At 72.7% G+C, this 12,234-nt stretch carries 10 protein-coding genes; 6 read left to right on the forward strand and 4 right to left on the reverse strand.

The window, feature by feature from the left end; all coding sequences use genetic code 11:
- The first annotated feature begins 285 nt into the window (after positions 1-285).
- The 6 genes from KGD84_RS29255 to mnhG are packed head-to-tail and all read left to right on the forward strand — an operon-like array spanning position 286 to position 7,057.
- Positions 286-3,234 (forward strand): Na+/H+ antiporter subunit A, encoded by a 2,949-nt coding sequence (locus tag KGD84_RS29255; protein WP_220565370.1) that lies wholly within the window; start codon positions 286-288, stop codon positions 3,232-3,234.
- A complete protein-coding gene (locus tag KGD84_RS29260; RefSeq protein ID WP_220563546.1) occupies positions 3,231-4,061 on the forward strand; it encodes a Na(+)/H(+) antiporter subunit C in 831 nt (276 codons plus the stop codon). Before KGD84_RS29255 ends, KGD84_RS29260 begins: the two co-directional genes overlap by 4 nt.
- 2 nt (positions 4,062-4,063) lie before the next feature.
- Positions 4,064-5,722 carry a Na+/H+ antiporter subunit D gene (locus tag KGD84_RS29265; RefSeq protein WP_220563547.1) on the forward strand — a complete coding sequence of 553 codons (1,659 nt, stop codon included), beginning with the start codon at positions 4,064-4,066 and terminating at the stop codon, positions 5,720-5,722.
- On the forward strand, positions 5,719-6,327 hold the full coding sequence (locus tag KGD84_RS29270) for a Na+/H+ antiporter subunit E (protein ID WP_370634671.1): 609 nt from the start codon (positions 5,719-5,721) through the stop codon (positions 6,325-6,327). Before KGD84_RS29265 ends, KGD84_RS29270 begins: the two co-directional genes overlap by 4 nt.
- Positions 6,324-6,662, forward strand: coding sequence for a monovalent cation/H+ antiporter complex subunit F (locus KGD84_RS29275; protein WP_220563549.1), 339 nt, complete (start codon positions 6,324-6,326; stop codon positions 6,660-6,662). Before KGD84_RS29270 ends, KGD84_RS29275 begins: the two co-directional genes overlap by 4 nt.
- Entirely contained in the window at positions 6,659-7,057 is a 399-nt protein-coding gene (mnhG, locus tag KGD84_RS29280; protein ID WP_220563550.1) for a monovalent cation/H(+) antiporter subunit G, read from the forward strand. The genes KGD84_RS29275 and mnhG overlap by 4 nt, the downstream gene beginning before the upstream one ends.
- A gap of 105 nt (positions 7,058-7,162) precedes the next feature.
- Here the strand turns inward: mnhG and KGD84_RS29285 are convergent, their stop codons facing one another.
- The 4 genes from KGD84_RS29285 to KGD84_RS29300 form a co-directional block, all read right to left on the reverse strand.
- On the reverse strand, positions 7,163-7,546 hold the full coding sequence (locus KGD84_RS29285; protein WP_220563551.1) for a DUF779 domain-containing protein: 384 nt from the start codon (positions 7,544-7,546) through the stop codon (positions 7,163-7,165).
- A complete protein-coding gene (gene exaC, locus KGD84_RS29290) occupies positions 7,546-9,069 on the reverse strand; it encodes an acetaldehyde dehydrogenase ExaC (RefSeq protein ID WP_220563552.1) in 1,524 nt (507 codons plus the stop codon). The genes KGD84_RS29285 and exaC overlap by 1 nt, the downstream gene beginning before the upstream one ends.
- Before the next feature lie 118 nt (positions 9,070-9,187).
- Positions 9,188-10,474, reverse strand: coding sequence for a GAF domain-containing protein (locus KGD84_RS29295; RefSeq protein WP_220563553.1), 1,287 nt, complete (start codon positions 10,472-10,474; stop codon positions 9,188-9,190).
- A gap of 151 nt (positions 10,475-10,625) precedes the next feature.
- Positions 10,626-12,194, reverse strand: a complete 1,569-nt coding sequence (locus KGD84_RS29300) for a PucR family transcriptional regulator (RefSeq protein ID WP_220563554.1) — start codon at positions 12,192-12,194, stop codon at positions 10,626-10,628.
- Between the last annotated feature and the right edge of the window lie 40 nt (positions 12,195-12,234).

Raw genomic sequence — 12,234 nt, forward strand, 5'->3', positions numbered from 1 at the left:
GCTCGGCGCCGGACTCAAGGGTCTCGTCGGACACGAAACGTTCCTCGCAGGCTGGACGGGCACCGCGGGGCCGGTCCGGTCCGCGCGGTGGTTTGACGTTTGTGTAGTCTAGCTATTAAATAGCCTGTGCACACAAGTTACGTAGATCCTTGCCCCCTCACACCGTAGTGACACCCCGTCCACGCATCCGGTTGTGGGCGAATCGGTCTGCTGCTGGGGGCAGCGGACGTCCGCCCGAAACACCGGGCGGGCCCGGACCAATCCGGGAGGGGCGCATTGACAACAGTGCTGATCGCGCATTTCATCGCAGCGGCGATCGCGCCCTTACTGGTCCGGCTGTGGGGCCGTAACGCGTTCCTCGCCCTGGCCGTCGTGCCCGGTGCCGCCACCGTCTGGGCCCTCTTCCAGCTCCCCACCATCCTCGGCGGCGGGGCGCTCTCCGGCTCCGTCGAATGGGCCCCCGCGTTCTCCCTGCGCCTGGGCCTGCACATGGACGTCCTCGGCCTGGTGATGACCCTCATCGCCGCCGGCGTGGGCACCCTGATCCTGGTCTACTGCGCGCGCTACTTCAGCGACTCCGAGCCCGGCCTGGGCCGGTTCGCGGGCGTGTTCGTCGCCTTCGCCGGGGCCATGCTCGGCCTCGTCCTGGCCGACGACCTCATCCAGCTGTTCGTGTACTGGGAGCTGACCACGGTCTTCTCCTACCTGCTCATCGGGCACAGCACGGAGCTGAAGGAGAGCCGCCGCTCGGCCATGACGGCCCTGACCGTCACCACCTTCGGCGGGCTCACCATGCTCGTCGGCATGATCATGCTCGGCGAGACCGCCGGGACCTACGTCATCTCCGAGATCGTCGCCGCTCCCCCCGAGGGCGTCCTCATCGAGGTGGCCCTGGGCCTGATCATGGTCGGCGCGATGTCCAAGTCCGCCCTGTTCCCCTTCAGCCTGTGGCTCCCCGCCGCCATGCGCGCGCCCACGCCGGTCTCCGGCTACCTGCACGCGGCGGCGATGGTCAAGGCGGGCGTCTACCTGGTCGCCCGCCTCACCCCGGCGTTCCCCGACTCCGCCGTGTGGACCTCGATGGCCCTGGGCTTCGGCGTGCTCACCATGGTCCTGGGCGGCTGGAAGGCGCTGCGCCAGTACGACCTCAAGCTGGTCCTGGCCTACGGCACCATCAGCCAGCTCGGCTTCCTCATCGCCCTGCTGGGCACCGGCACCCGGGCCGCGGCCCTGGCCGGCATCTCCATGCTCATCGCGCACTCGCTGTTCAAGGCCCCCCTGTTCCTCGTGGTCGGCATCATCGACCACGGCACCGGGACCCGCGACCTGCGCGAGCTCTCGGGGCTGCGCAAGTCCATGCCGGGCACCTTCTGGACGTCGGTGCTAGCCCTGGCCTCCATGGCCGGCCTGCCGCCCATGCTGGGCTTCGCCGCCAAGGAGCTGGCCTTCGGCGCCTACGAGGGCGGTGTCGCCGACACCGTCGTGCTCGTCGGCATGGTCGTCGGCTCCACCCTCACGGTCGCCTACACCCTGCGTTTCCTGTGGGGCGCGTTCTTCGACAAGCCGGACGTGGCACCCACCCCGGTGCACGGCCCCGGGCCGCTGTTCCTGGCCCCGGCGGCGCTGATGGCGGGCCTGAGCCTGCTCGGCGGACCGCTCTCGTCCTGGATCGACCCGCTGCTCGCGCTGTACGCCGACTCCGTTCCGCTCGCGCCCGGCGCCTACGAGACGCACCTGGCCCTGTGGCACGGCTTCGAGCTGCCGCTGCTGCTGTCCGCGGTCTGCCTCGCCGGCGGCTTCCTGCTGTTCCGGGTCCGCAGCACGGTCGTCTGGATCGGCACCCGCGCCTCGGTGGTCGACCCCGACCGGGTCTACCGGCGGATGCTCGCCGGGCTGGAGAACCTGGCCCTCCAGGTCACCGGTAGCACCCAGCGCGGTTCGCTGCCGGTCTACCTCGGCACCATCCTGGTCAGCCTGGTCGTCGTGGCCGGGTACTGGGTCATCTCCGAGCCCATCTGGGACGGCGACTACCCGCCGGTCCGCCTGTGGGACACGCCGATCCAGATCATCCCGGCCGTGATCATCGCCGCCACCGCCCTGCTGACCCTGTTCATGCGGCGGCGCCTGTTCGCGGTGATCCTCGTCGGCACCGGCGGCTACGGCATGGCGGCCATGTTCTACCTGCTGGGCGCCCCGGACCTCGCGCTCACCCAGTTCCTGGTCGAGACCGTCAGCCTGGTGGTCTTCGTCCTGGTGCTGCGCCGCTTCCCCAGCCACTTCTCGGCGCCCGCGCTCAAGGGCCGCCGGGTGTGGAACCTGGCCATCGGCGTCTCCACCGGCACCCTGGTCGCCGCCATGACCTGGTTCGCCCTGGCGGGCCGCCAGGAGACGTCGATCTCCGAGCTGTACCCGGAGGCCGCCAAGGAGGCCGGCGGCTACAACATCATCTCCGTGCTGCTGGTGGACGTCCGATCCTGGGACACCATGGGCGAGATCTCCGTGCTCGTCGCCGCGGCCGCCGGTGTGGCCAGCCTGATGTTCGTCCGCCGCACCCAGCCGCGCAAGGCGCCCGGCGGCGTGATGGCCGTGTCGGTCACGTCCGCGGGCCAGGAGCCCGCCGAGGGCCGGACCCGGATCGACCTGGGCGGGCTGCGGATGGCCCCGGAGAGCCTGCACGTCAAGCCCCAGTGGAACCACACCTGGCTCCCGGGCGCGGACGCGCTGCCCACCGAGCGCCGGTCGGTCATCTTCGAGGTGGTCTCGCGCTTCCTGTTCCCGGTGATCATGGTGATCTCCGTGTACCTGCTGCTGACCGGGCACGGCGCGGTCGGCGGCGGCTTCGCGGGCGGCATCGTCGCCGGCCTGGCGTTCATCGTCCGGTACCTGGCGGGCGGCCGGTACGAGCTGTACAACACCGCGTGGGTGCAGCCCGGCGTGCTGATCGGCCTGGGCCTGGCCATCTCCACGGGCGTCGCGATCGGCGGCGCGATCTTCGGCGACGAGGTCCTCGCGGGCGGGGACTTCTACGTGAACCTGTGGATCCTGGGCGAACCGCACATCACCGTGTCCCTCTTCTTCGACATCGGGGTGTACCTGCTGGTCATCGGCCTGATCCTGGACATCCTGCGCAGTCTCGGCGCCCGCATCGACGAGCAGATCGAGCGGGACGCGGCCCGGGCCCGGGCGACCGCCCGGCCCGGCGCCCCCGAGCCCGCCGAGGAGGTCACCTCGTGAACGATTCGCCCAGCCTCACCCTCGTCCTGCTGATCGGCGTGCTCGTCGCGGTCGGGGTGGTGCTCCTGCTGGAGCGCAGCCTCAGCCGGGTGCTGCTCGGCTTCATCGTGCTCAGCAACGGCGTCAACCTGATGATCCTGGCCATGGCCGGGACCATGGGCGGGCCCCCGGTGCTGTGGTTCAGCGAACCGCACGAGATGACCGACCCGCTGCCGCAGGCGATGATCCTGACGGCCATCGTCATCACCCTGGGTGTGACGGCGTTCCTGCTCGCCATGGCCTACCGGAGCTGGCAGCTGGAGGGCAACGACGAGGTCCAGGACGACGCCGAGGACCTCCGGATCGTCCAGGGCGAGGGCCGCCGCGCGCTGCGCCGGCGCTTCGTGCGCGAACGCCGCCGCCTCAAGGCCGACATCCGGCGCCAGCGGGCGGAGCTCCAGGCGACCATCGCCGCGGCCGACGCCCAGGAGCTGGCCGAGCAGGCCCGCATCAAGGCCGAGATCGCCCGCGCCCAGGCCGAGCTGGCCCGCTACGAGGTCGAGGTCGAGGAGAGCGGGATCGATGAGCAGTCCCAGGAGACCATGCGCCGTCTCAGCGACCGGGCGGAGACCATGACCGCCCAGGTGCAGGAGCTGCGCGGACGCATCCGCCTGGGCCGCAGGCGGCTGCGCGAGCACCGCCGGGCCGACCGGGCCGCCGAACGCGAGCTGTGGCGCGAGCTGCGCCGCCGCGTGCGGGCCCAGCGCCGCCAGGCCGCCCAGACCATGCGGGCCGAGCGCGAGCGCCTGGCCCGCGCCGAGGACAGCGACCTGCAGGGGAGTGACTGAGCATGAGCTGGGACTACTTCGCGGGTCTCATCCACTACCTCATCCCGCTCCCGGTGGTGGTGCCGCTGTTCGCGGCCGGCGTCAAGCTGGCCATGGGCAGCCGCTGGCCCAAGGTCCAGCAGTGGCTGAGCATCATCGCGCTGACGTTCGTGCTGTTCGTCGGGTTCGTCCTGATGCTCGGCGCGGACGCCCTGGGACCGCAGGTCGTGCAGGTGGGCGGCTGGGACGCGCCGATCGGCATCACCCTGGTGGCGGACCGGCTGTCCGCGCTCATGGTGACGGTGTCGTCGGCGATCACCCTGGCCGTGCTGGTGTACTCCATCGGTCAGGGAATGGCCAGCCGGGCCGAGGTGGCGCCGCTGTCGGTGTACCAGCCCACGTACCTGATCCTGGTCGCCGGCGTCTCCAACGCCTTCCTCGCCGGCGACCTGTTCAACCTGTACGTCGGCTTCGAGATCCTGCTGACCGCCAGCTACGTGCTGCTGACCCTGGGCGGGACGCAGTCGCGCATCCGGGCGGGCGCCATCTACGTGGTGGTGTCCCTGCTGTCGTCGGTGCTGTTCCTCATCGCGATCGCGCTGACCTTCGGCGCGACCGGCACCGTCAACATGGCCCAGCTCGCCGAGCGGCTGCCGGAGCTGGACGGGCACCTCAAGATCGTGCTCCAGGTGATGCTGCTCTTCGCGTTCGGCATCAAGGCCGCGGTGTTCCCGCTGGCCGCCTGGCTCCCCGACTCCTACCCGACGGCCCCGGCCCCGGTCACCGCGGTGTTCGCGGGCCTGCTCACCAAGGTCGGCGTGTACGCCATCATCCGCGCGCACACGCTCTTCTTCCCGGGCGAGGACCTGAACAACCTGCTCATGTGGGTGGCGCTGGCGACCATGATCATGGGCATCCTGGGCGCCGTGGCGCAGACGGACATCAAGCGTCTGCTGTCGTTCACACTGATCAGCCATATCGGGTACATGGTGTTCGGTGTGGGGCTGGGCAGCCAGCTGGGCCTGGCGGGCGCGGTGTTCTACATCGCCCACCACATCACGGTGCAGACCACGCTGTTCCTGACCACCGGTCTGATCGAGCGCCGAGGGGGGTCCACGAACCTGGACGACCTGGGCGGCCTGATCCGGATCGCGCCGCTGCTGGCCGTGCTGTTCTTCGTCCCGGCGATGAACCTGGGCGGCATCCCGCCGCTGTCGGGCTTCCTGGGCAAGATCGGCCTGCTCCAGGCCGGTGTGCAGGCGGGCACCCCGCTGGCCTACCTGCTGGTGGGCGCGTCGGTGCTGACCAGCCTGCTGACCCTGTACGTGATCGCCCGGGTGTGGAACTACGCGTTCTGGCGGGCGCCCTCCGAGGGCAAGGTCGCCGACCCCGGGACCGTGCTGGAGGACACCGAGGCGGACGACTCCTCGACCGCGGCCCTGGGCCCGGGCGAGGCCGTGGGCCCGTCCTCCCGCATCGGCGGCACGACCACGGTGTCCACCCCCCTGGTGACCTCGGTGGCCCTGCCCAAGACCATGGTCGGCGCCACGATCGGCCTGGTGGTGTTCGGCCTGGCCCTGACGGTGTTCGCGGGTCCGCTGATCACCTACTCCGCGGAGGCGGCCACGGAGCTGCTGGCCCGCACCCCCTACATCGAGGCCGTCCTGGGAGGTGACCGCTGATGGACCGGCGCACCGCGAAGAAGGTCGGGGCGATGGCGCTGCGGCGGCGCCTGGGCAAGGTCCAGGTCCCCGTGGCGCTGGGCATGACCCTGGTCTGGCTGCTGCTGTTCAACGGGTTCCAGTGGCGCTGGGAGTCGCTGGGCCTGTTCGTGCTGGGCTTCCTGGTGTCGGTGGCGATCATGCTGGTGTTCCCGCTGCCGCCGATCGTCCCGGGGTTCCGCTTCCGCCCGCTCCCCCTGGCGCACCTGGTCCTGCACGTCGTGGGGAAGATGTTCACGGCGAGCCTGCAGGTGACCCGCCAGGTGTTCGCACCCGGCGAGGTGCGCAGCTCGGTGGTGGCCGTGCCGATGCGCACGCAGTCGGACCTGATGCTGGTGTGCACCGCCATCGCGAGTTCGATCATCCCGGGCACGGTCATCGTCGAGGTCTCGCGCGACGAGTGGATCCTGTACGTCCACGTGCTGGGCGCGGCCGACGAGGAGGGCATGGAGACGGGGATCCGGGACGTCTTGGTCCTGGAACGGCTCCTCGTCCGGGCCCTCGGCACCCGTGAGGACATCCAGGCCCTGGAGGCGGCGTCGCCCTCCGGGAAGGAGAGCGCATGAACACCCTGTGGACCGTCATCGCCGTCCTGCTCGCCCTCGCGTCCCTGCTGAGCATGGTGCGCCTGCTGCTGGGCCCGAGCATCCTGGACCGGGCGCTCTCGGTGGACGTGCTGCTCGCCTCGGCGCTGGTCGGCCTGGGCGCCTACGCCGCGTTCCACCGCGACCCCACGGTCCTGCCGACCCTGATGGTGCTGTCGCTGGTGGGCTTCGTGGCGACGATCAGCATCGCGAAGTTCGTCGCCCGCCGCCCGGAGGAGCACGTGTCCACCCCGACCGACGTCGTCCACCCGGTCCCGGGTGCCCCGTCGGCCGACGAGGAAGGAGGGCGCCCGTGAGCGAGGAAATCGTCACGGTCCTCGACTGGATCGCGATCCTGTGCCTGCTGGCGGGGGCCCTGCTGTCGGTCGTGGCCGCGGTGGGCCTGATCCGCTTCCCCGACCTGCTGTCCCGGATGCACACCGCGGCCAAGCCGCAGGTGCTGGGGATGCTGCTGGTGCTGGTGGGGATCGGGCTGCGCCTGGTGCCGGTGGAGGAGACCAACGTGTTCAACGTCGGGACCCTGCTGCTGGTGGGCCTGTTCCAGATCGTCACGATCCCGGTGGCCGGGCACATCGCCGCCCGGGTGGGCTACCGTACCGGGCGCATCCGCGAGGACCTGCTGGTCCACGACGAACTCGGCGAGCGCCTGGCCCGCAAGCGCGAGGAGGACGCCGCCCGGTCGGCGGAGTGAGGGACCGCACGCGGACGGGCCCGGGGGTGGTCCCCCGGGCCCGCCGCTCCCTCCCCTCGGGGAACGGGCCGTCCCGGACGGCGGTCCGGGCGGCGCCGTGGTCGGTCACGGGAGGCGCTCGGCCTCCGCGTCGGTCATCAGCCGGGAGCGGATGAGGAACCGGTTCCCGGTCGGCGCCTCCAGCGAGAACCCCGCCCCGCGCCCGGGGACGACGTCGATGGTCAGGTGGGTGTGCCTCCACAGTTCGAACTGGGAGCGGGACATCCACACCGGCACCGGCTCGGGCGTCCCCGGGTCCAGGTCGCCCAGGTGCACGTCCGAGGCCCCGGTGCGGAACTCCCCGGCCGGGTAGCACATGGGCGAGCTGCCGTCGCAGCACCCGCCGGACTGGTGGAACATCAGCGGCCCGTGCTCGGCCCGCAGCTCGCGGAGCAGGGCGGCGGCCGCGTCGGTGACGGCCACCCGCTCCACGTCGGCCCCGGCGTCCATCAGAAGAACCCCAGCGCCTCGTCGGAGTAGCTGACCAGCAGGTTCTTGGTCTGCTGGTAGTGGTCGAGCATCATCTTGTGGTTCTCGCGCCCGATCCCGGACTGCTTGTAGCCGCCGAACGCGGCGTGCGCCGGGTAGGCGTGGTAGTTGTTCACCCACACCCGGCCCGCCTGGATGTCGCGGCCCGCCCGGTAGGCGGTGTTGCCGTCGCGGGACCACACGCCCGCGCCGAGGCCGTACAGGGTGTCGTTGGCGGTCTTGATCGCGTCGGCGTAGCCCTCGAACCGGGTCACCGACACCACCGGCCCGAAGATCTCCTCCTGGAAGATGCGCATGGTGTTGTCGCCCTCGAACACGGTCGGGGCCACGTAGTACCCGCCGGACAGGGACCCGCCCGGGTCGACGCGCTCGCCCCCGGCGAGGACCTTGGCGCCCTCCTGCCGGCCGATGTCGATGTAGGACAGGATCTTCTCCAGCTGGTCGTTGCTGGCCTGGGCGCCGACCATGGTCTCGGTGTCCAGCGGGTCGCCCTGCTTGATGCGGCCGACCCGCTCCAGGGCGTCGCCCAGGAAGGAGTCGTAGATGGACGACTGGATCAGCGCCCGGGAGGGGCAGGTGCACACCTCGCCCTGGTTGAGCGCGAAGAGCGTGAAGCCCTCCTGGGCCTTGTCGTAGTAGGAGTCGCGGGCCGCGGCCACGTCCTCGAAGAAGATGTTGGGGCTCTTGCCGCCCAGCTCCAGGGTGACCGGGATGAGGTTCTCCGAGGCGTACTGCATGATCAGGCGCCCGGTGGTGGTCTCGCCGGTGAAGGCGACCTTGCGCACCCGCGGGCTGCTCGCCAACGGCTTGCCCGCCTCCACGCCGAACCCGTTGACGATGTTGAGCACGCCGGGCGGCAGCAGGTCGCCGATGAGCTCGGCCAGGAGCAGGATCGACGCCGGGGTCTGCTCGGCGGGCTTGAGCACGACGGCGTTGCCCGCGGCCAGCGCGGGCGCCAGCTTCCAGGTGGCCATGAGCAGCGGGAAGTTCCACGGGATGATCTGGCCGACCACGCCCAGCGGCTCCTGGAAGTGGTAGGCGACGGTGTCCCCGTCGATCTGGGAGGTGTGGCCCTCCTGGGCGCGCACGGCCCCGGCGAAGTAACGGAAGTGGTCGACGGCCAGCGGCAGGTCCGCGGCCAGGCACTCGCGGACCGGCTTGCCGTTCTCCCAGGATTCGGCGACGGCGAGGCGCTCCAGGTTCTCCTCGATGCGGTCGGCGATCCGGTTGAGGACCACGGCGCGCTCGGCCGCGGAGGTGCGGCCCCAGGCGGGGGCGGCCCCGTGGGCGGCGTCGAGGGCGAGCTCGATGTCCTCGGCGGTGCCGCGCGCCACCTCGGTGAAGACCTGGCCGGTGGCGGGGGCGGGGTTCTCGAAGTAGCGGCCCTTGACGGGCTTGACCCACTCGCCGCCGATCCAGTTCTCGTAGCGGGGGGCGTACTCCACGACGCTGCCGGGCTGTCCGGGGGGAGCGTACACGACCATGGTGAGCCTCCTTCTGCGCCGGGCGTGGGCCCGGCGTCCGTCAACGGGGTTCAACGGTCGTGACGCTAGTCACACCTACGTTGCGAGCACGTTGCAGTCGTGTCGCCGCGGGGAGTGCTCAGGCGCCCAGGCGGCGCAGCCGTCCGCGCAGTGCGGCGTGGCCGGGCGATCCGGGGTCCAGGGAGCGCAGCACCGCGCCCAGCACGCGGGGGTCGTCGCGCCACTCCGGGTGTTCGGCCCAGGCCAGCAGGGCGCGGGGGTCCCTCTCCCCGTCGAGCGCGCCGATCAGCTCGGCGTCCAGGACCTCGCGGATCTCGACCACGCCCGGCGCCTCCGAGCCGGGCAGCACCGGCCCCCGGTAGGCGTGCAGGGCTCCGGTCCGGTCGCCGCGGGACAGCCGCTCGCGCACGGCGTCGGCGTCGGTGGGCAGCGGGCGCAGCAGCCGGTAGGGGCGCGAGGCCAGCAGGCCGTGGCCGATCAGGCGGCGCAGCCGGGACATCTCGGCGCGGACCGTCACCGGGGCGCCGTCGCGCTCGTGCAGCCGGGCGCCCAGGGCCGCGCCGCTCAGCCCGCGCGGGGCGGACGACAGCAGCAGGAGGATCTCGGAGTGGCGGGCGCTCAGCTCCGTGGCGCGCCCGTCCACGGTGAGCCGGGCGCCGTCGCGGCCCAGGACCTCCAGCAGGAGGTGGTCGGGCGGCCGTACCGGGGTGTCCGGGGACGGGCGCGGGCCGGGCAGCGCCCCGGAGATGCGCAGGGCCCTCAGCTCCATCTCGGCCGCGGTGGCCGCGGCCCGTACCAGGGCCAGCGCCTGGGGCGAGGCCACCTGGTCCTCGCCGGTGATGTCGAGGACGCCCAGCAGCGCCCCGGTGTCGGGGTCGTGCAGGGGCGCCGCCGAGCAGCTCCACGGCTGGACGCTGCGGGCGAAGTGCTCGCTGGCGAACACCTGGACCTCGTGGTCCAGGGCGAGCGCGACGCCGGGGGCGTTGGTGCCGGCCGACCGTTCGTGCCAGTTGGCGCCCTCGACGAAGCGCATCTCCTCCGCCCTGCTGCGCAGCCGGTGGTCGCCCTCCACCCACAGCAGCCGGCCCGCGGCGTCGCCGACGGCGACGATCTGCGGTCCCGGCGCGGTGTCCAGCAGCAGCCTTCGCAGCAGCGGCAGGGTGGCGGCCAGCGGGTGGGCCTCGCGGTAGTCGGCCAGGGCGGGTCCGGACAGCTCGATGCGCGGGGAGATGCCGTCCGGGTCGATGCCTAGGCGGGCACTGCGCCGCCAGGACTCGCCGACGACCGTGCGCACGGTGCCGTGCAGCAGGCCGGAGCCGGTGAAGTCCTCGTGGGCGCGCGCGACGTCCCTGCGCACGGCGTCGGGATCGGCGTCCCACGGCCAGGCGTTCCACGTCCGGGACATGTGCGACCTCCCCTGCGCGCGAGGCGGTGCCGGGCCACGGCGCGGCCCGGCCCGGCTCACCCCCGTTGAGGTGGGGATCCCACGATTCAAACCGGCCGCGGGGCCCGTGACAAGGGGTTCCGCGGAACGGGCGACGGATCGTCCCCCTATGTCACCCCTTGTCGCCGATGTGCGCGCGGCTGGGAACCGGTCGGGGATCGGCGGGCAGGGCGGCGAGGGCGACGGTGAGCGCGACGCGCGCTTGGGGCTCGTGCAGGCGCAGGTCGGCGACGCCGCGCAGGCGCCGCAGCCGGTAGCGGACCGTGTTGGGGTGCACGCCCAGCATCTCGGCGGCGACGGCCGGGTCGCCGTGCGCGTACAGCCAGGCCCGCAGCGTCCGTGTGTACTCGGTCCCCTGGTCCGCGTCGTGGCGGGCCAGCACCGCCACCGGGTTGCGGCCGGGCAGCCGCCCGGCCTCGGCGGACAGCCGCAGGCGGCGGAGCAGGACCTCGTCCCAGGCGTCGTCGTACACCACCGGGGCGGCGCCGTCCCCCGCCAGGATCAGGCACTCGTCGGCCTCCTGGCGGCTGGCGGGCAGGTCCCCCGCGCGGGCCGCGCCGCCCACCCCGGCGGACACGCCCGGGCGGGCGGGCAGGCCGCGCACCGTGGCGCGGACCCACTCCAGGGCCGGGGCGATCTCCCCGGCGCAGGGCAGCACCGTGTAGACGGTGGTCCCCAGCAGGGTGCTGCGCCCCGGGCGCGACCAGCCGAACCCGGTGGTGACCTGCTCGAACAGGTGCAGGACGGCGTCGTCGGGCGGTGCGGCCCGGGCGTGCAGCGCGATGACCCGCAGCCCGTCGGCGGGCAGGCCGATCCGGTCGACGGCCCGCTCGGGGTCCTCCGACCCCTCCAGCAGGTCGATGACCGACTCCGACTCCACCTGGCGCTCCAGGTCGCTGCTCACCCGGGCGCGCAGCATGTGCAGGCCCACCGTGCGGGCGCCCTCGCTGAGCGCCCGGGCCCGCTCCGCGTCCAGGGGCGTGTCCCCGGCCGCCCACAGCGAGCCGAGGAGCTCGCGGCCCACCCGGATCGGCACGGCGGTGCGACCGCCCATCCCGAACTCCGGCAGGGCGGGCACGTACAGCGGTCCGTCGGCGGCGGCCAGCCGGGCGGCCGTCCCGTCGGACTCCAGGCGGTCGCGGATCCCGGCGGGGGCGCGCCGGGCGATGACGGTGTCACGGCGGGCCCGGTCGGTGTCGGCCTGCTCGGCGGAGTAGGCGACCACCCGCCAGGCCCGGTCCTCGATGACGACGGGCGAGCCGACCTCCGCGGCGACGGTGTCGGCCAGGGCGAAGAGGTCGCTGGGACCGCGCCCGGACTCCGTCTCGCGGCCCTCCAGCACCAGCCCGTAGACGATGCCCGAGATCTGGCTCCAGGACACGGCGGGCTCGACCACGACCATGGCAATGCCGCGTTCGTGCAGCTCGGCGCGGATCTCGGCGCCGGGCCCGGTGGCGGAGCGGACGATGACGACGACGGCGCGGGCCTGCTCGGCCAGCCGCAGGGCGGTGGCGGAGGCGTCGATCCCCACCGCGAGGAAGGCGTCGCCCAGGGGCGGCGCGTCGTCCGTGGGGTCGTGCATGGCGACGCTGCGCAGCTCGCGGCGGCGCAGGCGGCCGTCGCCCACCAGGTGGGCTCCGTAGCCGCCCAGGACGTTGACGAGCCGGTCGAGGTTGATCACCGCACCGCCTCCCCCGTTGTCGGAGCACGACAAGAACCCG

The organism is Nocardiopsis changdeensis (assembly GCF_018316655.1).
Lineage (GTDB): Bacteria > Actinomycetota > Actinomycetes > Streptosporangiales > Streptosporangiaceae > Nocardiopsis > Nocardiopsis changdeensis.